General features: G+C 50.0%; 22 protein-coding genes. 9 read left to right on the top strand and 13 right to left on the bottom strand.

What is annotated here, in order from left to right:
* Positions 1 to 40 precede the first annotated feature (40 nt).
* A complete protein-coding gene (locus H6F51_12650; GenBank protein ID MBD1823330.1) occupies positions 41 to 388 on the top strand; it encodes a hypothetical protein in 348 nt (115 codons plus the stop codon).
* A 50-nt stretch (positions 389 to 438) separates the two neighbouring features.
* On the opposite strand, the gene H6F51_12645 is transcribed toward H6F51_12650, so the two are convergent.
* The 4 genes from H6F51_12645 to H6F51_12630 form a co-directional block, all read right to left on the bottom strand.
* On the bottom strand, positions 439 to 867 hold the full coding sequence (locus tag H6F51_12645; GenBank protein MBD1823329.1) for an FHA domain-containing protein: 429 nt from the start codon (positions 865 to 867) through the stop codon (positions 439 to 441).
* A gap of 169 nt (positions 868 to 1,036) precedes the next feature.
* A complete protein-coding gene (locus H6F51_12640; protein MBD1823328.1) occupies positions 1,037 to 3,385 on the bottom strand; it encodes a copper-translocating P-type ATPase in 2,349 nt (782 codons plus the stop codon).
* 90 nt (positions 3,386 to 3,475) lie between these two features.
* Complete coding sequence (locus tag H6F51_12635) at positions 3,476 to 3,658, bottom strand: hypothetical protein (protein MBD1823327.1); 183 nt, start codon at positions 3,656 to 3,658, stop codon at positions 3,476 to 3,478.
* A gap of 105 nt (positions 3,659 to 3,763) precedes the next feature.
* Complete coding sequence (locus H6F51_12630) at positions 3,764 to 4,027, bottom strand: TM2 domain-containing protein (GenBank protein MBD1823326.1); 264 nt, start codon at positions 4,025 to 4,027, stop codon at positions 3,764 to 3,766.
* A gap of 184 nt (positions 4,028 to 4,211) precedes the next feature.
* Here H6F51_12630 and H6F51_12625 point away from each other — a divergent pair, with 184 nt between their 5' ends.
* On the top strand, positions 4,212 to 4,592 hold the full coding sequence (locus H6F51_12625; GenBank protein MBD1823325.1) for a hypothetical protein: 381 nt from the start codon (positions 4,212 to 4,214) through the stop codon (positions 4,590 to 4,592).
* Here the strand turns inward: H6F51_12625 and H6F51_12620 are convergent.
* On the bottom strand, positions 4,589 to 6,094 hold the full coding sequence (locus tag H6F51_12620) for a CPBP family intramembrane metalloprotease (protein ID MBD1823324.1): 1,506 nt from the start codon (positions 6,092 to 6,094) through the stop codon (positions 4,589 to 4,591). The genes H6F51_12625 and H6F51_12620 overlap by 4 nt on opposite strands.
* 127 nt (positions 6,095 to 6,221) lie before the next feature.
* On the opposite strand from H6F51_12620, the gene H6F51_12615 reads away from it, so the two are divergent.
* The gene (locus tag H6F51_12615; protein ID MBD1823323.1) at positions 6,222 to 7,547 is read left to right on the top strand and encodes a histidine phosphatase family protein; all 1,326 of its coding nucleotides are present in this window, start codon (positions 6,222 to 6,224) and stop codon (positions 7,545 to 7,547) included.
* Here the strand turns inward: H6F51_12615 and H6F51_12610 are convergent.
* Both H6F51_12610 and H6F51_12605 read right to left on the bottom strand, forming a co-directional pair.
* Positions 7,544 to 8,614 (bottom strand): anthranilate phosphoribosyltransferase family protein, encoded by a 1,071-nt coding sequence (locus tag H6F51_12610; protein MBD1823322.1) that lies wholly within the window; start codon positions 8,612 to 8,614, stop codon positions 7,544 to 7,546. The two genes, H6F51_12615 and H6F51_12610, sit on opposite strands and share 4 nt — an antisense overlap.
* Before the next feature lie 51 nt (positions 8,615 to 8,665).
* Complete coding sequence (locus tag H6F51_12605; GenBank protein MBD1823321.1) at positions 8,666 to 9,592, bottom strand: LysR family transcriptional regulator; 927 nt, start codon at positions 9,590 to 9,592, stop codon at positions 8,666 to 8,668.
* Between the two features lie 199 nt (positions 9,593 to 9,791).
* Here H6F51_12605 and acnB point away from each other — a divergent pair, with 199 nt between their 5' ends.
* Both acnB and argJ read left to right on the top strand, forming a co-directional pair.
* Positions 9,792 to 12,383, top strand: a complete 2,592-nt coding sequence (acnB, locus tag H6F51_12600) for a bifunctional aconitate hydratase 2/2-methylisocitrate dehydratase (GenBank protein MBD1823320.1) — start codon at positions 9,792 to 9,794, stop codon at positions 12,381 to 12,383.
* A 347-nt stretch (positions 12,384 to 12,730) separates the two neighbouring features.
* The gene (gene argJ / locus H6F51_12595) at positions 12,731 to 13,987 is read left to right on the top strand and encodes a bifunctional ornithine acetyltransferase/N-acetylglutamate synthase (GenBank protein MBD1823319.1); all 1,257 of its coding nucleotides are present in this window, start codon (positions 12,731 to 12,733) and stop codon (positions 13,985 to 13,987) included.
* Between the two features lie 60 nt (positions 13,988 to 14,047).
* Here the strand turns inward: argJ and H6F51_12590 are convergent, their stop codons facing one another.
* Both H6F51_12590 and H6F51_12585 read right to left on the bottom strand, forming a co-directional pair.
* Entirely contained in the window at positions 14,048 to 14,410 is a 363-nt protein-coding gene (locus H6F51_12590) for a PepSY-like domain-containing protein (GenBank protein ID MBD1823318.1), read from the bottom strand.
* Between the two features lie 159 nt (positions 14,411 to 14,569).
* Positions 14,570 to 14,704, bottom strand: coding sequence for a pentapeptide repeat-containing protein (locus tag H6F51_12585; GenBank protein ID MBD1823317.1), 135 nt, complete (start codon positions 14,702 to 14,704; stop codon positions 14,570 to 14,572).
* A gap of 41 nt (positions 14,705 to 14,745) precedes the next feature.
* Here H6F51_12585 and H6F51_12580 point away from each other — a divergent pair, with 41 nt between their 5' ends.
* The 3 genes from H6F51_12580 to H6F51_12570 all read left to right on the top strand — a co-directional run bounded on the left by H6F51_12580 (position 14,746) and on the right by H6F51_12570 (position 17,992).
* Positions 14,746 to 15,861, top strand: coding sequence for an anhydro-N-acetylmuramic acid kinase (locus H6F51_12580; protein MBD1823316.1), 1,116 nt, complete (start codon positions 14,746 to 14,748; stop codon positions 15,859 to 15,861).
* 45 nt (positions 15,862 to 15,906) lie between these two features.
* Positions 15,907 to 16,365 carry a hypothetical protein gene (locus tag H6F51_12575; protein MBD1823315.1) on the top strand — a complete coding sequence of 153 codons (459 nt, stop codon included), beginning with the start codon at positions 15,907 to 15,909 and terminating at the stop codon, positions 16,363 to 16,365.
* 79 nt (positions 16,366 to 16,444) lie between these two features.
* Positions 16,445 to 17,992, top strand: coding sequence for a serine/threonine protein kinase (locus H6F51_12570; protein MBD1823314.1), 1,548 nt, complete (start codon positions 16,445 to 16,447; stop codon positions 17,990 to 17,992).
* Here H6F51_12570 and H6F51_12565 read toward each other — a convergent pair.
* From H6F51_12565 to H6F51_12555, 3 genes are read right to left on the bottom strand one after another with little or no spacing between them, the layout of a single operon-like run.
* Positions 17,989 to 18,855, bottom strand: a complete 867-nt coding sequence (locus H6F51_12565) for a universal stress protein (protein ID MBD1823313.1) — start codon at positions 18,853 to 18,855, stop codon at positions 17,989 to 17,991. The two genes, H6F51_12570 and H6F51_12565, sit on opposite strands and share 4 nt — an antisense overlap.
* 53 nt (positions 18,856 to 18,908) lie before the next feature.
* Positions 18,909 to 19,703: an aminotransferase class IV gene (locus H6F51_12560; GenBank protein MBD1823312.1), complete on the bottom strand. Its 795-nt coding sequence runs from the start codon at positions 19,701 to 19,703 to the stop codon at positions 18,909 to 18,911.
* A complete protein-coding gene (locus tag H6F51_12555) occupies positions 19,697 to 20,881 on the bottom strand; it encodes a tetratricopeptide repeat protein (GenBank protein ID MBD1823311.1) in 1,185 nt (394 codons plus the stop codon). The genes H6F51_12560 and H6F51_12555 overlap by 7 nt, the downstream gene beginning before the upstream one ends.
* Before the next feature lie 176 nt (positions 20,882 to 21,057).
* Between H6F51_12555 and H6F51_12550 the strand changes: the two genes are divergently transcribed.
* Positions 21,058 to 22,899 (top strand): ATP-dependent metallopeptidase FtsH/Yme1/Tma family protein, encoded by a 1,842-nt coding sequence (locus H6F51_12550; GenBank protein MBD1823310.1) that lies wholly within the window; start codon positions 21,058 to 21,060, stop codon positions 22,897 to 22,899.
* Positions 22,900 to 22,972: 73 nt separating this feature from the next.
* On the opposite strand, the gene H6F51_12545 is transcribed toward H6F51_12550, so the two are convergent.
* Positions 22,973 to 23,902, bottom strand: a complete 930-nt coding sequence (locus tag H6F51_12545; GenBank protein MBD1823309.1) for a cation transporter — start codon at positions 23,900 to 23,902, stop codon at positions 22,973 to 22,975.
* Positions 23,903 to 24,013 lie beyond the last annotated feature (111 nt).

Here is a 24,013-nt window from a genome sequence, read left to right as displayed (position 1 = left end):
AGAAAGTGAAGATTCACTTGTCACAAGATTGGGGTTTGCTATGGCTCGTTACACCTGTCTATTCACTGTTGGAGTCCCAATGCAGAATCTCCAGCCGCTGTTGAATCAGACGCTGAAGTCCTGCAACCTGGATGTCATTTACGCGACAGAAGACTACATGATGGCGCGTGAAATTCCAGGGAAAGTGGCATTTCCAAAGCTGGTTACAGTGGAGGTGCTGATTGATAAGACAACGGCAACCGACCAAGAAACTCGGATGAATTTTGTTGTTAAGAACGAAGAGCTACCGCTTCAAGTTGAGAATCACTGTCGCAAAATGTATAACTTGGTTAGCCAAGCGATCAGCGAAAATCAGGGCTGGAATTTGATTGAAACAGTAACGGGCTAATTCTCTAAACTAAAAAACTCCGATCTCCCCAGTAGAAGATCGGAGTTTTTTTATTCTTCGTCCTCTGGATCACCAACCATATTCGGACTAATCAAGGTAATATCAAACTCATCGGGTGGAACCGTCAGCACCGCATCCCGCTTCAACAAGTAATAGATGGCGCGGACTTGAGGGCCAAAAACAATCTCATCTTGGTTACGGAGGTCGCATTGTTGCAGTTTACGACCATTAATCAAAAGCCCATTCGCGCTTGGCTTACCTTTGAGGTTGCCATCGACAATCCGGTAATAATGCGTTCCGTCTTCGTTGGGGAGCTGAAGCAGGGTCGCATGACGACGAGAAACAAACTGCGACACTAAGCGAATATCGCACTTGGCATCACGTCCGATCGAATAAACCGGGGCATCTAACACAAACTCCCGGCGACCCTTATCATCTTCGATAATGATGAGATGGTTTTGATGCGGTTCTGAGGGCATTGACACTCGAATTAAGGATTGGGTGAACGGCAGGAAGGATTTATCCTAAAAAAGATAAGTCTAGTTTACGCGAAGCAACAGAGTACGAGTATCGATATTCGCTCAAGCTGGTGTGCTTCGGTGTTTCATTGTAATGAATCAGGCTGATTACGATCGACGATTAAATCGTTTATGCCTCACCCAATGTAACTGATTCTGGTCGTTCTGACGATTTTGAAAAACGTCGTAATAATAGCGAGTTGGTGACAACACTAACAGAGCTAAATGCCATAAATGCGCCTGCGGCGGCGGGACTGAGCAAAATACCGAATGCAGGCAGTAAAAGACCGGCAGCGATCGGGATTCCGAGTAAGTTATAGGCGAATGCCCAGAATAAGTTCTGTTGAATCTTGGCAAAGGTGGCGCGACTGAGGCGGATGGATTCAACCACATCACTGAGACGATCGCACATCAGCACGATTCCTGCGGTTTCGATCGCGACATCGGTTCCCGATTTGAGCGCGATGCCGACATCGGCTTGGGCGAGAGCGGGTGCGTCGTTGATGCCGTCTCCGACCATGCCGACGCAGTAACCTTCAGCTTGGAGTTGGGCGATCGCGCTGGCTTTTCCTTCGGGTGGAATTTCGGCAAAGACATCAGACAATCCAAGATTTGCCGCGATCGCTTGAGCGGTTGAGGTGCGATCGCCACTGAGCATCAAGACCCGCAGATTTAGATCTTTTAGCGCTTTGATCGTCGATTGGGCATCCGGTCTGAGCGCATCTGAAACCGCGATAATGCCAATAAGCGCTTCGGTGGCGGCATAGACGATCGTTTTTCCTGCGGCTGCAAGTTGGTCAGCTTGCGATCGAGCAGTTTCGGGAATCGCGATGTGGTTATTTTCGAGCCATTTTGCAGTTCCAAGAAAGACCTGCTGCTGAGCCGAATCAATTTCGACTTTTGCCGAAACTCCGAATCCTGCCTGCGTGTAAAAATCTTGTGCCGGAAGTAGGGGTAGGTTTTCAGCAGCCTTTAGAATTGCGGCAGCAAGCGGATGACGGGTTCCACTTTCGACCGTGGCAGCGAGCTGCAAGACCGAACCGCCTTCAAATTCGATCACATCAGTTACAACCGGTTTTCCAGTCGTGAGTGTTCCAGTTTTGTCAAAGGCGATCGTATCGAGATGATGCACTTGCTCCAGGACATCTCCCCCTCGAATCAGTAATCCGCGCTCTGCTCCAATACCGGAACCGACGAGAATCGCAGTCGGCGTTGCGAGTCCCAAAGCACAAGGACAGGCGATGACAAGGACAGCGATCGCTAACTTCAAACTCAGCAGCATCGGTGAGGGATGCGGCATCATGCCCATATCGTGAGCATGTTCGATACCGATCGTCCACTGCGGTAAATTTGTCCAAATCTTAGTGCCGATGAACTCCCAGAATAAGAAAGTGCAAAGCGCGATCGATAACACGCCATAAGTAAAGTAGCCTGCAATCGTATCGGCTAATTTTTGAATCGGAGCCTTGCGAGCTTGAGCCGATTCGACCAGATCGATAATTCGCGCCAAAGTGGTATCTTTGCCGACTCGCGTGACTCGAACAGCGATCGCGCCCGATTGATTGATTGTTCCAGCCGCGACGAGGTCACCGACTTGTTTCTGAACGGGAATAGATTCGCCTGTTAATAAGGATTCGTCGATCGTCGTTTCACCCAGAACGACCTCACCATCAACCGGGATTTGTTCACTCGGTAAAACTTGCAGCCATTCTCCGACTCGAATATGAGCGACCGGAATCTCGATTCCTGGTTGAGTCGCGCCATTTTTGCCGATTAGTCTTGCCGATCGCGGTTGTAGGGCGGCAAGGGATTGAAGGGCGGCGGCAGCTTGTCCGCGTGCACGTTGTTCGAGGGTTCGTCCGAGTAAGATAAACCCGACTAGCATCACAGGCTCGTCGAAAAAGCACTCCCATCCAAGTTGCGGGAAGATCAAGGCAACGAAACTCGCGGTAAAGGCTGTGAGCGTTCCCAAACTCACCAGCGTATTCATATTCGGTGCATTGCGGCGGAGTCCTTGCCAACCGTCTACGATCATCGATCGACCGGGAAAAATCAGCGCGGCGATCGCCAACCCACAGTGAAACCAAACATTACTCAGTCCAAGAATTCCAATGTGGAGATGTCCGATCGTTGAGAAGACGAGCAGTAAGATGGCGATCGCGAGTTGTTTCGTTTGCCGCTGCATTTCTGCTTGACGGCGTTCTGTAAGATCAGGAGTGTCGGAACTTTCTGCGGTGCGTGGCTGACTTGGGAAGCCTGCTTCAGTGAGTTTGAGAGCGAGGCTATCAGGGTCGATCGACGGATCGCATTCGACTGTAGCGAGTTCTGTCACCAAATTGACCGTGGCAGATTTGACTCCCGGTTGTTGAGTCAGTTGTTTCTCGACCGCTTTGACGCATCCGGCGCATTTCATTCCGGTGACATCAAGGGTAATCGTTTCGATTGATTCGTCTGTAGGGGGTAAAACGGTTTGCGACAAGATCCAACGCTCCGATCAAAGACATCTCCTTTCTTGAGCGTAGAAGATGTTTTGCCGGATTGGTCATTTTTTTTTGAATCTCGTTAGGGTTTAGTCTTTCAAAGTGTCGCGACGGAACCAGAGAAAATAGACGACTAGCCCAATCTGAACCGGGACGAGAATGAGGTAATTTCTGAGAATTGGATTAATGTCGAGTGAGGAAAAGGCATTGAAATAGCCCATTCCCAGAACACCGTAGAAGAACAGCAGCGAGGATTTTGAAAGCTTCTGCATTGTTAAGACCAAAGAGAATCAAATGCAGCCTAATGTCGATCGTCAAAACTAGACTGCATTACTAAGCTACCCTTGTGTTAAAGCTACCTTTGTTAGAACCAACTGTTAAAACCAGCCTTTTTTGCTGGCGATGTAGGTGCTGACAAATTCATCATCGCTCTTGGTAAGGTAAATGATGCCTTCTACGATTCCGATAATTGATGTCACCATTGCACCAACTCCGCAGGTTAGAAAGGTTGCAGCTAAGATAATTAGCCCCTCGGTTGTGTAACCCAAAACAAATTTGTGTACGCCAAGGCTTCCTAGCAAAATACCGCAGATGCCTGCTGCAATTTTCTTGCTTGCATCACCAGAGGTTCCACTCGTCATACTTTCTCCTTTTGAGGCTCATGTCTTCTGCTGGCAGTGTACCCCAAGCTTATCAATTACTTACATAAATTTTTACAAATGTATCCGTAATATCACGGTGTAGTACTTAAGCATTTTACGGTGCAGGATTAATGCGACAATTTATCCACATCGATCGCCGACGCTTGCCCACCAAGATGTGTCAATGAAAGGATTGATTCAATATCTTTATAAAATCAAACCCGGTAAAGCGGTTCTCTGGTGCTACCTCATTTGGTATCTGGTTACGGTTTACTTTTACTTCGATCCGTCACCTAAACTCTGGATCAACTCGATCGGTATTAGCGCCGTGATTGGAACAGGGTTGCTCCTCAGCGTTTCTCCTCAAAACAGGCGCGATCGTTGGCAAGCGTTCAGGCTGTATCTGATGCCGTTCTGTGTTTCGAGTTTTGCAGCGGTAACAAAGGGACAAAATTTCATTGTGGTTCTGTCACCCAGAATCGAAGAAACGATCGTCGCGATCGCCCTTTGTGCAATGTTTTTAGGGGCGATCGCGATAATCAAGCTGAGGTGGAAGCGAGGTTAGGTTGCTGCACTACCAAGTAGGAACAATGCTAATAGGGTGCCGCTATTCCATAAAGCATGAAGTAGCACCGATGCCATCAGATTTTGCGTCCGCGTGTAGACAAATCCTAAGATCACGCCCAACACAGTTAGAGGTAGGACTTCGGATAAGCTGAGATGCACGATCGCAAAGATCAAGCCACTGATCAAAATCGCTTGCCAAGTCGTGAAATACTTCGTCAATGAAGGCAAGAGAAATCCCCGGAAAAACGTTTCCTCAAACAACGGAGCCGCGATCGCTGCCGTGACAAAAAATAGAACAAGCGCGATCGAATCTCGGCCTTCAAGCGCGATCGACAAGAGCGGATTACTGCCGCCGCGACCCTGCCAAATTTTGTCATTGATCCAGGAGATTCCTGCAACTAGCGGGTAAGCTGCGGCATATCCGCCCACTCCCCAAAGTAACCAGCGACCCTTTAGGCTGAAGCGAAACCAGTTGTTCTCAAGCGGCAAAAACTTCCGAATCGAGAAGTACAGAACGCTAAGTCCACCTGCTGCCAGCAATAGATAAGTGAAAAAAGCGAGAAACGCTCGATCGCGCACAGTAAAGGTCGTCGGATCAAGCTGAAATGCTGTTCTTGCCGCCAACAATCCGAGCGGGACAATCACCTGTCCGATTAACAGTTGCCCAACAGCGAAGAATCCAACAACTAACACCTGCCAAGTAATCTCAAAATCCCAAGGCACTGCCCATCGCACTGAATTCGTTCCTTTGAGTAAGGATTGATTGCGCTTGAAAAGCCATTGTCCCCCTAGAATGAGCAGCACCCCAAAGCCGACAATTAGCGCGATCGCTGGAACCGCATTAGCGCTGACCCACTTCACTAAAGCCTGTTGAGAGGTTTGCTGTTCTGCATTGCGAAGGTCAGTTAAGGCATCCGATCGCTGTTCTAGAGTGTAGAGTTTTTCGAGCGATCGGTTGCGGAACCAGCCTGTCAGATTTTGCTTCAGAATGGATTCGGCTCTGGGTGGCAATGTATTCTGCCACAGTGCAGTTAGGGTATCCGCCGTTATTTTGAGATTGCGGCTTTTTTGAGTCTGCGGAGCGGTAAGATTCGCCCAGCTTTTGAGTGCCGCATCAACTTGATTTTGTTGAGCCTGGAGGATGCCAATTCTGACATCAAGCTCATCGCGCAATGTCACTTGTTTTGCAAGTTCCGTCGTTAAGGCTTTAGCAGAATCGGAATCTGATTCAATTTGGGTTTGAGCCGTGGAAATTCCTTTTTCGACGGACGATCGCGTTTTTTGATACGCTTCCAGCGCGGTTTTCTGGGGGTTGCGATCGGTGAGGGCGGCTGTATTTGAATCGCCTTGGTACTGCGCCGCTTGCAGAAGCAAATCGGTCTGAGAAAGTTCTAATCGACTTTGGAATTGAGGTTGATTCCAACTGCCAATTAGGTCAAGCGCGATCGCCGCGACTGCGACTAAAGTCAAACCCCACAATAAAATCCGCTTCGGTGTCATGCCAGTCCCTTAAAGTGTCTTCCCGTTATTCTAGGGAACTCAGAGCGCGATCGCGCTGAATCACGATCGTACTTTCGCTACCCGAACACGATAAAATCAGGCTGACTTTTTGCCCTAAACAACTTCTATGACGACTCGTGTAATTCTCGTGCGCCACGGTGAAAGCAGCTATAACGTGGAAAAAAGAGCGCAGGGGCATTGTGATCTCTCCACGCTGACCGAGAAGGGCGAAAAGATGGCAACCCAAGTTGCAACCGCCCTGAAAGATTTGAAGTTCGATGCGATTTACAGCAGTCCCTTACAACGCGCTAAACGCACGGCTGAAATTGTTCTTGCAGGTCTTGACAATCCGCCTCCGCTTCAAACGACTGATGATCTCAAAGAGATTAATATTCAGATTTGGGAAGGCTTGCTGTTTACGGAAATTGCAGAGAAATACCCGGAAATGTATGCTCATTGGCACTCGGAACCGCACAAGGTCAGAATGCCGCTACCGGATGGGGCTGAACTTTCTCCTGTTTTGGATTTATATGAGCAGGCAGAGCGATTTTGGCGATCGATCATTCCCCAACACCAGAATCAAACGATTCTGATCGTCGCGCATAGTGGCATCAATCGGGCTTTGATTAATACTGCGATCGGGCTTCAACCCGCAGATTATCAGCGCTTCCATATTTCTAACTGTGGAATCAGCGTTCTCAATTTCTCTGGTGAATTGGGGGATCAAGTTCAAATCGAATCGCTCAACGTCACCTCACATCTGGGTGAAACGATTCCTAAAACGAGACCGAATCACAAAGGCGCTCGTCTGTTGCTTGTGAGACACGGCGAAACTGAGTGGAATCGACAGGGACGATTTCAGGGTCAAATTGATGTACCGCTCAACGACAACGGACGAGTTCAAGCGAGTCAAGCCGCAGAATTTCTCAAATCTGTGCAAATCGATTCTGCCGTCAGTAGCTCAATGGCGCGTCCAAAAGAAACCGCAGAAATTATTCTCAAATACCATCCTGAAGTTGAACTGCAGCTGCGCGATGATCTGCGCGAGATTAGTCACGGACTTTGGGAAGGCAAATTTGAATCCGAGATTGAAGCAGGTTATCCAGGATTGCTGCATCAATGGCAAAGTAAACCGGAAACGGTACAGATGCCTGAAGGTGAGAATTTACAGCAGGTTTGGGATCGTGCCGTTACGGGATGGAATGCGATCGTTGAGTCGGCTCAACCCGGAGAAACGATTCTCGTTGTGGCTCACGATGCCATTAACAAAGCGATTCTCTGCTACGTTGCAGGCTTAACTCCGGCTGCTTTTTGGAATTTTAAGCAAGGAAACGGTGCGGTGAGCGTGATCGATTACGTCAAAGGAGCCGATGCAACTCCTTTGTTGATGGCAATGAATATCACAACTCATCTAGGTGGCGTTTTGGATAAGACCGCAGCAGGCGCACTCTAGATCGAATTGACCGAGGCGGGCGATCGCAGGTTCGCGATCGCTCCAATCAATTGCTGCAACTTCCGCTCAGCTTGCCCTAGTTCTAAAATCGCTTTTGCTTGAGCAAATCCCGCTTCTAGACTGGTGCAGATGTGCGATCGCCACAAATAAAACCCACTATTCCAAATCACCGCTTGCGACAGTTCAGAGAATTCGCCTTTAAGAGTTGCCTGCATCTCAGTGAAAAGTTCATCGAGCGGGGTGAGGGGTAACTCTCTTGCGGCAAATCCATAATCACGCGGCACTAGAGTTAGGCGCTCAAACTTTTCGCCCATACCAATGCCGATGATCGCGGTACGATCGCGAGGTAAATCGCAGCTGCCTTCTAGTCCTTTCACTGTTGTAAAGTTCGTCGTTCCCCGCATTGCAAACGCATCCCGGAACATTCCTTCAGTTGGTGGATGGACATAGCCGCAAACTAAATGCGATTCACCCGCATAAGGGTTCCACATCAATTCCAGCGTCGAAAACGGCGGACGTTTGCCAATCTGCTCTCGATACGGAACCAAACCATGAGCTAAGGGAAAATGCGTCGGCAAATAGACAAATCCTAAGCCTGTATTTTCTAGAACTTGATGCACTTGAGCTATCGACAAGGGCTTCCAATTCACGCCTAATCCATCCCAGAGTTCAATCAGGGGAACACCTTCTTTCGTCGGCATTCGATCGCCCCCGTGTAGCACCACCGGAACGCCTGCCGCCGCTAAAACCAGCGCAATCAACGGACTTAATGGAGCAGTGCGCGATCGACCATCGTAAGGATTGCACATCACCGTAACGGGAATCTTGGATGCGATCGCAGGCAACCGATCGCTTAGAGCATCATAGGCATCCAGCATTCCAGCCAGTTCTTCTCCGGTGGGGCGCTTGATCCGGTGCGAAATCATAAACGCGCCAATCTGGGCGGGAGTTGCTTCTTGCAGCAGCATCAGTCGAGTTGCGGTTTCTGCTTCTTGACGAGTCAAGTTCTCGTTTGTGTGGGTTCCACTGCCGACCTTTTTTAGCAAGTCCCGAAACTCATAGCTCATAGCTTCTACCCAAGAAATGAATGGCTGCACATTGCAAGGTGTTACATCATATCAGACGAGCGCTTTTGGAAGCTGTACCAACAACGACGGCTGCATGAGTTCTTGAACCAGTGCCCGAAATCGCTGAATGGGCGGGATTTGAAGTCGATCGTGCGTCGTCACCAAAACGACTTGTCGAATGAGCGTTGGGTCAGTGGTCGATCGTACTGCCAGCGTTGGATCGAGATGAATGTCTTGAATGGCGCTTTGAGGTAAGAGCGCAATCAATTCTCCCTGCCTGACCACGCCTCGAAACGCATCCAGAGTATTCAGTTCTAAAGCCGCTTTGAGCGTTGCACCTTGGCGCTGGAATTGTTCTTGCACCAAGCGCTGCATCCCATACCCATCTTTGAACACGACTTGTGGATAGTGAACTAGCTCCGACCACGGCACCATTTGATACTGCGCCAAAGGGTGATCTGCTGCCATTAACACCCGTACAGGCTCATCGTAAAGCACATCCACCACCATTTCTGGACTTGCCGTGAGAAAGCGGTTGTTCATGACGATCGCTAGATCTACCAATCCATCTTTCAAGACTTTCAAGGCGCGATCGCTCCCTAGCGAAGTGACCCGCAGCTGTACGTCAGGGAAGTCTTGACAGAAGCGTTGCAGCACAGGCGGCAAATGAAAGGCACAGACCGAATGAATTGCGGCAATACAAAGTTCAGGTTGTTTACCAAGCCGGAGTTCTTCAAGCTCAGCGATCGCGTTCCGCCATTCTTGACAGATCCTGCGAGCGCGAGGCAAAAATCGCTCACCTGCAACGGTCAATTTTGCCTGAGCCGTCCGATGCAGCAAAGACATTCCCAAATCAGCCTCCAGCGACTGAAGCTGGCGGCTGATCGTCGATTGCGTCACATCACACTTGCGGGCGGCTTGCTGAAAACTTCCGGTTTCTGCGATCGCTAAAAATGCCTGTAGCTGCTCTAGACGCATAAGGTGTAACCTGAGTCACATTCTTGTGACCTTAACGGATTTGCGAAAGAACTTTCGTAAGGGCTGATACAGGAGAAAATTTAGGTTCAGAAAAGGATTTGAAGTGCAGTCATTCTACCGCATCCTTCCTCTGAAGTTTTAGACTAGAAGTTCGCGATAGAGTGATAACGCTGCTGATCTACACCGAATCAACCCGAATATGCTTGAATCTTACCGTCAACACCTCGCTGAGCGGGCGGCTTTAGGAATTCCACCCCTCCCTCTCAGCCCGCAGCAAACTTCAGACCTGTGTGAATTGCTCAAGGCTCCACCTGCAGGTGAAGAAGCGTTTCTGCTTTCGTTGTTACGCGATCGTATTCCGCCGGGAGTCGATCAAGCGGCTTACGTTAAGGCAGGATTTTTGAGCGCGATCGCGAAAGAAGAAATCACCAGTCCACTTGTCTCACCGAAAGAAGCGGTTGAACTGTTGGGCACGATGATGGGGGGCTACAATGTGCATTCGCTAATCGAATTGCTCAAGTCACCGAATCCTGAGATTGCAGAAACAGCGACAGCGGCTCTGAGTAAAACGCTGCTGGTTTACGATGCGTTTCATGATGTGCAAGAACTGGCGGAGAGCGGGAACGCCTACGCTCAGCGCGTGTTGAAGTCTTGGGCAGAGGCAGAATGGTTTACCAATCGCGCTCCTTTGCCAGAAGCAATTACGGTGACGGTGTTCAAGGTTCCGGGCGAAACCAATACTGACGATTTATCACCTGCAACTCACGCCACCACGCGCCCAGACATTCCGCTTCACGCGCTGGCAATGTTGGAAACGCGCCAACCTGGATCGCTGGAAACGATCGTCGAACTCAAACAAAAAGGGCATCCGCTTGCTTATGTGGGCGATGTGGTCGGAACCGGATCATCGCGGAAATCAGCGATCAACTCGGTGCTGTGGCACATTGGCGAGGATATTCCGTTTGTGCCGAACAAGCGATCGAGCGGTTACATTCTCGGTGGGAAAATTGCGCCAATCTTCTTCAACACAGCAGAAGATTCGGGAGCATTGCCGATCGAATGTGATGTCACGCAGTTCAATACAGGCGATGTGATCACGATTTATCCCTATAAAGGTGAAATCACCAACGAATCCGGTGAAGTTATTTCAACTTTCACGCTGAAACCGGACACGATCTTGGATGAAGTCCGAGCTGGGGGACGGATTCCCTTGCTGATCGGTCGGACGCTAACCGACAAGATTCGATCGGCAATGGGATTACCGATTTCCGATCTGTTCGTGCGTCCGCAAATGCCAGCCGATACCGGAAAAGGTTTTACACTGGCTCAAAAAATGGTGGGTAAAGCTTGTGGGCTTCCCGGTGTTCGTCCCGGAACCTCTTGTGAACCCATCATGACCACGGTTGGATCGCAAGATACCACAGGGCCCATGACCCGCGACGAACTGAAAGAACTCGCCTGTCTCGGATTCAGCGCAGATCTGGTGATGCAAAGCTTCTGCCACACAGCAGCCTATCCGAAACCTGTAGACATCAAAACCCATCACGAGCTGCCTGATTTCATTAATTCTCGCGGCGGCGTTTCTCTGCGCCCAGGAGATGGCATCATTCACTCCTGGCTGAATCGGATGCTGCTTCCTGATACCGTTGGCACAGGCGGCGATTCACACACTCGTTTCCCGCTTGGCATCTCTTTCCCGGCTGGCTCAGGTTTGGTTGCATTTGCCGCTGCGCTCGGTGCAATGCCGCTCGATATGCCTGAATCGGTACTAGTTCGATTCAAAGGCAAACTACAGCCCGGAGTCACCCTACGCGATGTGGTAAACGCGATTCCATACGTCGCGATGCAGCAAGGTAAGCTCACGGTTGCCAAAGAAAACAAAAAGAACGTTTACTCTGGCAAAATTATCGAGATGGAAGGATTGCCCGATTTGCAGCTAGAGCAAGCGTTTGAACTCACAGATGCCACGGCTGAACGATCGGCAGCAGGCTGCACGATCGCGCTCTCGGTTGAAACCGTTTCTGAATACTTACGCTCCAATACCGCCCTACTCAAAAATATGGTGGCACGAGGTTACGGTGATGCTCGTACCATTCTCCGCCGCGTCCGCAACATGGAAGAATGGTTAGCTGATCCGCATTTATTACAAGCTGATCCAGATGCTGAATACGCAGACATTATCGAAGTTGATCTCGATCAGATTAAAGAGCCGATCGTTGCTGCTCCCAATGATCCCGACAACATCAAGCTGATGTCCGAATGTGCAGGCGATCCGATTCACGAGGTCTTTATCGGTTCTTGCATGACCAACATCGGACATTACCGCGCTGCTGCGAAAATTCTCGAAGGAGCCGGAGTCGCCAAAGCCAAGCTTTGGATCGCCCCGCCAACCCGCATGGACGAACAACAGCTACGCGCTGAAGGAGTCTACGAAATCTTCCAGGCGACCGGAGCGCGAACAGAAATGCCGGGATGCTCGCTCTGCATGGGCAATCAAGCGCGAGTCGAGGATGGCGTAACCGTGTTCTCGACCTCGACCCGTAACTTCAACAACCGCATGGGTAAAGGGGCGCAGGTTTATCTTGGCTCTGCGGAACTGGCGGCAGTCTGTGCGCTGTTGGGCAAAATTCCGACGATCAAGGAGTACATGAGCGTGGTACAGGAGAAAATTGACCCGTTTGCGTCAGACTTGTATCAGTATTTGAACTTCGATCGGATTTCCGGTTTCGAGGATGAAGGACGAGTGCTATCGAAAGAAGAAGAAGCAAAACTCATCGCTAGTGTGAGCTAGCTAGGGGGGAAGAGGGTGTCTACGATCTTGCTCAAAAGGCGATGGCATCTGCTTTTCGACTGAACTGCTGGAAAAATGGAGTTTTCCTACAAGTTTATAGACACCGCTTTTCCCAGCGTAAGATTACTGATCTTTGTGAAGCTGCTTCAAAATAAGGTGTAAATTTTACGAAGTTGCACTGAAGGGGTTTCACCCCTCACCCTGTCAATGTCATACTGTGATAAGTAGATGCACCCTGATGATGGGGGGACTCGCGAACTGCGACCCTCCTTTTTTCTTGTTTAAACCTCTAGCCCCTCATCCCGACTGCCGATATAATCGCGATTCAGGAACATAGGTGAGATATCATGGCAGACTGGCAGCAAATCGCAGGCGGCATTACAGCCCCGAAAGGCTACAAAGCAGCAGGAATCACGGCTGGACTCAAGCCCTCTGGCTTACCAGATCTCGCCCTGATTGTCTCCGAAGTCGATGCGATCGCAGCTGGAGTCTTCACCACGTCTCAAGTCCGCGCTGCTCCGGTCGATTACTGCCGCGAACGCCTGCAAACGAAATCAAATTGTCGCGCCATTCTCTGCAACGCAGGACAAGCGAATGCCGCAACAGGCGCACAAGGCATGATTGATGCGCTCGAAAGCGCCCAACTGATTTCCCAGGCGCTCAATCTAGCTTCAGATACAATTCTGCTCGCTTCCACCGGAGTCATCGGTCAGCGCATCAAAATGGATGCGTTGCGATCAGCAGTGCCAACTCTCGTCACAAGCCTGAGCGAAACCGGAAACGATGCCGCAGCCAAAGCGATCACAACCACAGATTTAGTCCCCAAATCGATTGCGCTCGAAACGACGATCGGCGATCGTCCGGTTCGCATCGGTGGCATTGCTAAAGGTTCAGGCATGATTCACCCCAATATGGCGACAATGTTAGCGTTTGTCACTTGCGATGCGGCGGTTTCTCCTCCTCTATGGCAGCAAATGTTAAGTCGGGCAGCCGATCGTAGTTTTAACCAAATCACAGTCGATGGCGATACCAGTACGAATGATTGTTTGATTGCTTTAGCAAATGGACAATCGAGAACACCTGCCATTACCGAAGCGGGAGCCGAAGCAGAAAAGCTCGAAGCGATGCTGACAGAAGTTTGTATGTATTTGGCAAAAGCGATCGCACGAGACGGCGAAGGAGCAACCTGTCTGATTGAAGTGCAGGTTTCGGGTGCAGCCGATGACGCATCGGCGCGGAGAGTGGCGCGAACGATCGCAGGGTCGTCGCTGGTAAAATCGGCGATTTTTGGACGCGATCCGAACTGGGGCAGAATTGCGGGTGCAGCCGGACGAGCGGATGTCACCTTCGATCAAGCAGGCTTGCAAATTAAGCTGGGTGAATTTTTGATGATGCAGAACGGACAACCACAACCGTTCGATCGTGCAGCAGCGAGTGGATATTTGAAGCAACAAGCTGCAAGAAGTACAGAAGGCGATCGACAATCGTTAGATCATCCGGTGATTATCTCTGTAAGCATTGGTAACGGTTCAGGCAGTGGAAAAGCTTGGGGCTGCGATCTAAGTTATGACTATGTGAAAATCAACGCAGAGTATACAACTTAGAGCATTCAAATTACTGCTCCTGTAAAGAGCGATCGTCCTTCATACGATCGCTCTCGTATCCTAAGCATCCTCGTTGGCATTGCTGATCGAATTACCGCGCTCGTCAAAATAAAGCTCTATTTCTTCATTACCGCGCTCAATTTCGACCTCATAAAATGTGCCGCTCGGAGTCAGTTCAATTTCGTGCTTTGTCACCGCATACCCCGGATATTGCTGTCTCACCCGCTCTAGCACGATCGCAGAAAACTGATCGGCTCCCACTTCGTATTCCGTTTCGAGCCACTGCCCCGATCGAGAAAACTCCGCCTCATACTCCCTGCCATCCTTTACAAAAACTGCTTCATAACCGTAAGGCTTTTCTTCCCACCTTGCATTTATGCCGGGATACTTCAGATTGAAAGCTTGCTGAACAGAACTTGGCACTGCATAACTGGAGCTACAACCAGCAAGCGCTAAAGATGCGATCAGAATTGGGTGTCTATGCGATCGGCGCACTGTGGAAAAGTTGAATAGCATAATGAATGGCAGGTGATTTCTAAATTAGTCTGCCCAGGCGCTAATCTCAATTTGATTTGTGGACGTTCACATTAATTGAGCATTTCGGAATTGAGCATTTCGGAATTGAGCATTTCGGAATTGAGCATTTCGGAATTGAGCATTTCGGAATTTGTGTTTCAAACTGGAATCAATTCTGCAAATGATTGCGGTTTCAACCATTCAACTCCACAATAAATCCTGACCTTTAAGCAGCAAACCCCATGCGTATAACTGGCTTGATGAGTGGTACATCCGTCGATGGCATTGATGCCGCTCTAGTTGAGATCTCTGGCTCTACAGATGACTTGCAAGCAACTCTAATCGCAGGTGAAACCTATCCCTATCCAGCACAGTTACGCGATCTCATTCTATCGGTTTGCAGTGGAGCCGCTTTATCAATGGCGGAACTTGCCGAACTCGATGACGAAATTGCTGATCAATTCGCCCAAGCCGCCCTGCGAATTCAGACCAACCAAACGCCAGCCGTTCTGATCGGTTCGCACGGTCAAACCGTTTTTCATCGTCCCCCATCCAATCGCTTAGGCTACAGCCTGCAACTTGGACGCGGAGCCACGATCGCGCATCAAACAAAAATCGCCACAATCAGCAACTTCCGCACAGCAGACATCGCGATCGGCGGACAAGGCGCACCCCTCGTTCCCGCGATCGATGCCGCTTTACTCAGACACCCGATCGAATATCGCTGTGTGCAAAACATCGGCGGCATTGGCAATGTCACCTTTTTACCTCCAGTAAAATCAGGACTACCGATTCGGGGTTGGGACACGGGAGCCGGAAATATGCTGATCGACCTGGCAGTCCAACAGTTCTCCGATCAAACTTACGATCGCGATGGCGCTTGGGCGGCTAGCGGCACCCCAAATCAAGAACTCGTCGATCGCTGGTTACAGCAAGACTTTTTTCAGCAGCCGCCGCCCAAATCTACCGGACGAGAACACTTTGGACAAGACTATCTCAACGCTTGTTTAGCCGATGCCGCAGGTCTAAGTCAGGCTGACATTTTGGCAACCCTGACCGAATTCACCGCTGCCTCGATCGCCCACAGCTACAAAACATTCCTGCCGCAACTGCCCGATCGCGTCCTAGTCTGCGGGGGTGGCAGTCATAACACTTACCTCAAAGCTCGCCTCCAAGCCTTCCTGCCCGACAGCATTATTACCACAACCGACGAAGCTGGACTGAACGCCGACTTTAAAGAAGCGATCGCATTTGCAATCCTGGCATATTGGCGCTATCGCGGAATTCCCGGTAATCTCCCGGAGGTCACAGGCGCACCGCAACCCGTACTTTTAGGGGAAATCTACCACGTAGCCTAAGAGCGCTGCATGGTAGCATGGGGAGCCACTTAGCCTAGAACCGCCGTGAACCACACGTTTTTAATGGAGCCAGGACGCTGGACGCTCCAGGGAAATTGGCTAGAGCGTGACGGACTCCCGATCGCTATGAAAGGAAAACTCATCGTCGCTTGGAGCCGTGATGACTGGTTCACTCTGATTACCAAACTCACGTTTCCTCAAGCACCCGATCGCGAAGACATGACCCTGCACTATCGAGGACGGCTTGACCAGGGCGATCGCCGCTATACCTTTGTGTTGCAGCACAGTATTCTGGGACGCATCGAAGGCGAAGGGTGGGTTGCGCCTGAATCGCTCGTTCAACGGCACTGGGTTTTGGGCGATCGCCAGCGACGCAGCGGATTTGAAACACTCTACCGCCTGAGCGACGATCGCTATTACCTTGCCAGCACGATGCTTACTGGACACGCGCTGACCAACATGATGGAAGCCACCCTAGAGCGACAAGCTGCTCCACTTACGTAGGCAGCCCCCGCTTCATCAAGTTATTTCAAAGACGCAAGTGTCCATACTGAAGTTATCCGTTGCTTGAATCTCTCGCCGCATGACTGACCCTCGAATCGGACAATTGCTCTCCAATCGCTATCAACTGATCGAGCTGATCGGACGTGGTGCGATGGGGCAGGTATACAAAGCGGAAGATGTCCTACTCGGCGGCGTGATCGTCGCAGTCAAGTTTCTGTCGCAAACGCTGTTAACGCGGAAAATGCGCGATCGCTTTCGGAGTGAAGCCCGGACTTGTGCGCTCCTCAGCACCAAAAGTATGCACATCGTCCGCGTGATGGATTACGGAGTCGATGACCAAGAAGTGCCCTACTACGTAATGGAATACTTAGAGGGCAATAGCTTGAGCGAAATGATTAGCGCTCAAAATCTACCGCTTCCTCGCTTTCTCAGTTTGGCGCGTCAGCTTTGTGCGGGATTACACTGCGCTCATCAGGGCATTGCGATCGAGGGTGCTCTTTGTCCAATCATTCACCGAGATATCAAGCCTAGCAACATCCTCGTAACACAGGACACGGGTTTCGGAGAATTGCTCAAAGTTCTCGACTTCGGGATTTCCAAATTGATGCAAGCCGACAGCAGTCAAACCAGTTCCTACATGGGAACTTTGGCGTATTCTTCCCCAGAGCAAATGGAAGGACGCGAACTCGATTCGCGATCGGATATCTACAGTTTGGGGGTGATGTTTTATGAAATGCTAACCGGACGAATGCCGCTGCAAGCGGATACCCATTCGTTTGGCGGTTGGTACAAAACGCATCATTTTCAGCAACCAAAAAGTTTTGCCGAGGCAAATCCCTCCACAAGAGTTCCGAAGGTACTAGAAGCCCTGGTCATGCGGTGTTTAGCCAAACTGCCACAAGATCGTCCTCAAACGGTCGAAGAAATTCTCAAAGCTTTAGAGCCGCTCGAACAGCGCTACGATGCCAATCGCCAAATTAGTCATCGCATTGGTGAGGCGTTGCTGAAACGACCCGTTACAACACTAACTCGCAGTACACATCGCCTCTCTGCGGATGATGCTTGCCAACTCACCGCTTGGCCCAAAGATAAGCCGATCGCGCAAATTGTCTTTCCCCACGTTCTCGAAACCAAGCAGGACACTTCAGCAACGATATGGGTGATGCTACCTCAGCAGGAAATTGAGAACATTCAAATCGGTCGGCTATACAATCAGTTTTTCAAAACGTTTCTGTGCATTCAATCGCCGCATCCTGTGGTTCTCTGGGTGACAGCGCTTTACAATCAGATTCAGCATAAAGACGGCAACCCGCGCTGGTTAAAGTGTTTTCTGGATTTGAAAACCGAACAAGGTCAAAAACTAACTCGTCTCCTGATCGAAAAGGAAAGTTATTACATTCTGTTTTTCGCGATCGAAGATCCGCACCACTGCGCCTATGTGATACCCGTACAGACCACAGCTACCCAACGATCGCAAATTCGCGAGTGGATGCTTGCCAGCCAAGCCTGGGCATCTGTGGGCAAAGCAGCCGTCAGTAAAGATTTGCTCAAAGCTGAATTTGAGCGGATGAAGCCGAAAATTTTGTCGGATTTAACCCAGGTTCATTCCGACAGAAGTACGGCTTAACGCGGAGCCGGAAAAAATAAAACGGGATGCAAACTTCGTCGTAAGAGTTCTGCTGCAAAGCTAGGAACAGAGTAGAAGCCACGATTGCTGCTGTTAGAGGAGATTGCGATCGCGCTGACATCTTTATCCTGAGCAGCCTGTAGGATTTGAGCGATCGCGTTTCCTCGACGCAGTTCGAGTTCGGCTTTGATACCTGCGGCTTGCAGTTGGGCTTGAGCAGGCGCTAAGGTTTCTGAGATTAAACGTTGTTCTTCCGCAGGCGAGGGAGCAAATCTGCCGCCTTCTTCAATGACGCGACAAAGGTAGCAAGTCTGAGGGATTTCAGGTTGGGCATGTTGAACAATTTGAGCGATCGTGTGCTTTGAAGCATTGCTGTCGTCGTAGGGAATCAGCAGTCCCCGGAATAGATGCTGACAGCGCAGGGTCAGTTCTTCGGTGGTGAGGGCTGAGATCAGTTGAGGGCGCACTGTCATGAGGGGAGTGGGCGATCGCTGCGAAAGTTCTGCGGTGGTGCTACCAAATAGAGTTTCGGTGAAAAGGTTACGGCTTTGGGTTCCCATCAAAATCACATCGGATTGATAGGTTTTGGCGATGCGGGGAATCACATCTACAGCGCGTCCGGGTTGTACTTCGACTTTGACTTCGACTCCTGCGGGAATTTGTTCTAGTGCAGAAGCAAGCCGTTTTTGAGCACGAGCGACTTTTTCGGCATTGGCCTTAGGCACTCCGAGATCTTCTGAGAGCGGCACGACATGAAGAAATACAATTTGCTGCATTCCGCTGGCGGCAAACTGAGGGACAAAATGTACCAGTCGTTGGAGTCCATCGTTGAAGTCAGTACAGATTAAAATCCGGTAAAACATAGAATTTAGATAACGCGCTATTCTTCCTTAACTGTGCAACATCCCGCGCCTTCCTACAAGTCGGTAGAGTTGGTCAGAAAGAGATTTCTGATTTGCTGAAATTTTGTATGAGCCGAATTGTAGTGATACTTTTGGTCGCGATCGATCACCGTATGAATCGGAATCAGTTCCATCACACAGTTCGTATAGGCGATCGCTTCAAATCCCTTCACCACTTCAGCCGTCCAAGCTTCCTCGATCGGTGATAGTTCTGGAACTAAGCGCGAGCGCAATAATCCGGGTAAGATGCCCGTGCTTAAAGGTGGTGTCCACCAGCGATCGTCTTTCCAGCCCCAAAGCGTCCCCGTGCTTGATTCGAGCCAGTTTCCATGCTGATCAATCAAAATTGCTTCTTGAGCATTCAATTGCTGCGCGGTTTGCAGTGCAAGCCAAGGCGCGAGATAGTTCCCGGTTTTATGTTGAGGCAGCGATCGACTCAGTTCTGATTCTGCTACCCAAGCAGTAATGCCTTGCTGTTGACGCTGAGCTAAATCAGAAGGGAGCAATCGACCCGTAATCCATTCTCGCCCATCTGGAAACACAACAACTCTCAGCGTTGGATAGTGAAGCGCCATCCATTCTGCACCAGAGCGAATGTTGTTCCAGTTTGGATCTTGCCAGTGAAAGGCTGCGATCGTGGTCTTCAATCGCTCACAATGTTCATCCCACTGAGTTAAAGCGTGATCCAGGGATTGATACACTCGCAATGTTGTAAACGTCGTTGCACCATAAATTAAGCCTGGATCATTGATTGAGAGTTGAATTTGGTCGCCCTCGATCGCGCTGCCGTTGTACCAATGTTTCACCATAGTCCCATCTCTCTTAAACCAAGCTTGAGTCTTTCAGCTTCAGAAGGATTTTGTTGTTGATGTAGCGCGATCGCAGTTCGGAATGCCTCTAAGCTTTGAGGAACTCGACCCAGGTTCAGCAACACCACACCGAGATTTTGATAAGCTTCTGCATAGTTCGGATTGAGTGCAATGGCTTGATGATAATGGTCGATCGCGGTGGTGAACTGTCCCATTGCTTTGAGCGTTGCACCTAAATTGCAATATGCGATCGCGAAAGTTGGATCAATGTCTAAAGCTTGTTGATAAAGAAGCGCTGCATTTTGCAGATCACCACAGTCCTTCAGCAGGCTTGCAAAGTTATTGATTGCTCCTAGCTTAAGTTTTGGTAGAACTGCCTGCCGAATCGCTTCCTGATACTGTTGTGCCGCTTTCTCTATCTCATTTAGCTCTGAATACACAACACCCAGATGATAATGCAGTTCGTATTTTGTCGAAGCATCTTCGACCGCCGATAATCCCCGCTCTAAAAGCTCGATTCCTTTTGCAGTTTCACCCACTCCAACATAGAGCGCACCCAGCTTGCTACAAACATAAGGATCATTCGGATGAGCAGCGAGGAAGGCTTCCATGGTCGATCGTGCTCTATTCACCTTGTCGCGCCCCGCGATCACGTCCGCCTGATAGCCTTCATGCAGAATTGCAACTTCTGAAACTGCTCCAATTTTCCAGTGCGGTTCGTGCTGCAACAACAACAACACCTGATCATCAATCATCTCGTGATAGGGACGAGAAAACCAAAGTTCAGGATGCCGCCGAAACAATCGAGAAACTAGCGAGTACGGCGATTGTGCGGCTCCAACTTCCCTCCGGACTAAATTAAAGACTAAATACTCCTCCTGCTCGATCGCGCTTCGCAAAATCGGCGCAACTTCAGGCACTAAAGTTTCATCTGCATCCAGCACTAATACCCAATCGTCCTGAGCATACTTCAAGCACTCATTCCGCGCTGCTGAGAAATCATTACACCAATCAAAAGAGTGAACTTGTGCCCCAAACGATCGAGCAATTTCAACGGTACGATCGCTCGATCCCGTATCTAACACAATCATTTCATCGACCCAATCCTGCACACTCCTCAAGCATTGCGGCAAATTCTGCTCTTCATTTTTGACAATGATACAAAAGCTTAGCTGCATCGCAATTTGCCCCAGAAATCGAAGTCCATTATCAAATCATTACGTTAAATTGGATAAACCAGTGATTCTCAGATTTCTTGCAGATCCATGCAAGCTGCCTTAATAAGCAGTAATATAAATTAACAATACAAATCTGAGATCCCTTTTCATTCCTATTTTCAGGAGGATACACCCCGGTGAACAAGCGGTGGAGAAATGCAGGGCTATATGCGCTTTTAGCGATCGTCGTGATTGCCTTAGCAACGGCGGTCTTTGATAAGCAACCCCAAACACGTGAAACTTGGCGCTACAGCCAGTTTATTCAAGAAGTTGAAAAAAATAACGTCAATAAAGTAAGTTTGAGTTCCGATCGCTCGCGCGCCTTGGTGCAGTCCCAAGACGGTAGCCGGATTCTAGTTAATCTACCCAGCGACCCCGAACTCATTAGCATTCTGACCCGCAACAACGTTGATATTTCTGTCCTGCCTGCAACCGATGGCAACGACTTCTGGCTCCGCGCCGTCAGCAGCCTGTTCTTCCCGATCTTGCTGCTTGTGGGTCTATTCTTCCTGTTGCGCCGTGCTCAAAACGGGCCGGGTAGCCAAGCCATGAACTTCGGCAAATCCAAAGCTAGAGTTCAAATGGAACCTCAAACCCAAGTCACATTTAATGATGTGGCAGGGATTGACCAGGCAAAACTCGAACTCAATGAAGTCGTGGACTTCTTGAAGAATGCCGATCGCTTTACCGCAATTGGCGCAAAAATTCCCAAGGGTGTCCTGCTTGTCGGCCCTCCCGGAACCGGTAAAACCTTGCTGGCAAAAGCAGTTGCAGGTGAAGCAGGTGTACCGTTCTTCTCAATTTCGGGTTCTGAGTTCGTTGAGATGTTCGTCGGTGTGGGAGCTTCCCGCGTCCGCGATCTGTTTGAGCAAGCAAAAACCAACGCACCTTGTATCGTCTTTATTGATGAAATTGATGCGGTTGGTCGTCAACGGGGCGCAGGTCTCGGTGGCGGAAACGATGAACGGGAGCAAACCCTGAACCAACTTCTTACCGAGATGGACGGGTTTGAAGGCAACACCGGAATCATCATCATCGCGGCAACGAACCGCCCTGATGTGCTGGATGCTGCGCTCTTGCGTCCGGGTCGGTTTGACCGTCAAGTGGTGGTCGATCGTCCTGATTACGCAGGTCGTTTGGAAGTGCTCAACGTCCACGCTCGCGGCAAAACCCTGTCGAAAGATGTTGATCTTGAAAAGATCGCCCGTCGGACTCCTGGATTTACCGGAGCAGACTTGTCGAACTTGCTGAACGAAGCCGCGATTCTGGCGGCTCGTCGCAATCTGACCGAAGTTTCGATGGACGAAATTAACGATGCCATCGATCGCGTCCTCGCTGGACCTGAGAAGAAAGATCGCGTCATGAGCGAAAAGCGTAAAGAGCTAGTCGCTTACCACGAAGCAGGTCATGCATTAGTCGGTGCGTTAATGCCCGATTACGATCCAGTTCAAAAAATCAGCATCATTCCTCGCGGTCGTGCAGGTGGTTTAACTTGGTTCACACCGAGCGAAGACCGGATGGATTCGGGCTTATACTCCCGCTCCTACCTGCAAAACCAGATGGCAGTTGCACTCGGTGGTCGGATTGCTGAAGAGATCGTCTTTGGTGAAGAAGAAGTGACCACAGGCGCATCGAATGACCTTCAGCAAGTGGCACGAGTGGCGAAGCAGATGGTGACACGCTTTGGAATGAGCGATCGTTTAGGCCCGGTAGCGCTTGGTCGTCAGCAAGGCAATATGTTTCTCGGTCGGGACATTGCCGCAGAACGCGACTTCTCGGAAGAAACCGCAGCCGCGATCGATGACGAAGTGCGGAACTTGGTCGAGCAAGCGTATCGTCGCGCTAAAGCGGTTCTGGTTCAAAATCGTCCGGTTCTCGACAAACTGGCTGAAATGCTAGTTGAGAAAGAAACGGTGGATTCAGACGAACTGCAAGAATTGCTCAGCACCAGTGATGTGAAGATTGCAGCGATCGCGTAAGCGCTGAATACTCGCCTAGTTTCTAACCCAATAGAATCTTTTTGAGGGATGTTCCACCGGGGCATCCCTCTATTTATTGGATGGCATCTTCACAAGCTACAGCACAAGCTGTACTTGGATCACCAAGCTCGATTTGAATTGTGGCGTGTTCGATGCCGAAATGATCATGCAACTCGCGGCAGAGTTCAGCTAAGAAGGCATCTCCCGGATGCCCAGCCGGGGTGATCAAATGAGCCGTTAGCGCCACCTCGGTTGTACTCATCGCCCAAATGTGCAAATCATGCACCTGAGCGACACCAGGACGCTCTGCAAGGTACGTTCGCACCGCAAGCGGTTCAATCTCTTCTGGAACTGCATCCAGCATGAGATTAAACGATTCTTGAAACAGTTGCCATGTCCCGATCACAATCACGATCGTAATTGCCAAACTGACGATCGGATCAAGCCACTGCCATCCAGTCATCAGAATTGCAATCCCAGTTAGCACCACGCCCAGCGAAACCAGCGCATCGGCGGCTAAATGCAAAAATGCGCCGCGAATATTCAGATCAGAGCTGCGTCCCGACACGAACATCAGCGCACTGATCGTATTCACCGCAATCCCGATCGCTGCTACCAAAATAATCGTTCCACCTTCAACGGGTGCTGGAGTGTGAAATCGTTGGATCGCTTCTAAGCCAATGCCACCACAGGCAATGAGGAGAAACGTTGCATTGAGCAAAGCGGCTAAGATTGACGATCGGCGAAATCCAAACGTGCGTCGGGGAGTCGGTTGACGACGCGCTAAAATACTCGCCCCCCAAGCCAGTAATAATCCTAAAACGTCGCTGAGATTGTGTCCTGCATCCGCAAGCAGCGCTAGAGAGTTAGCTAAAAGTCCATACACCACTTCAGCAACGACAAAACCAGCATTCAGCGTGACACTGACAATAAAAGCGCGATTGTAAGAATTAGTCCGGTGGGTATGACCGTGACCGGGGGGATGCCTGTGGTGGGGTGCCATATCGAGTCGAATGCAGCTTCTCAATTCTAGGTTCAGATTGTAGTGACGCGATTAATCGCGTCACTACGAGAAATTCTGCAATGATCAGTCGTGTGCAACCGTCCGATCGCC

The sequence above is a fragment of the Cyanobacteria bacterium FACHB-DQ100 genome (assembly GCA_014695195.1).
Classification (GTDB): Bacteria; Cyanobacteriota; Cyanobacteriia; order Leptolyngbyales; family Leptolyngbyaceae; genus Leptolyngbya.
Note: the sequence above shows the minus strand (reverse complement) of the source record. Positions and strands in the feature narration are given on the sequence as shown.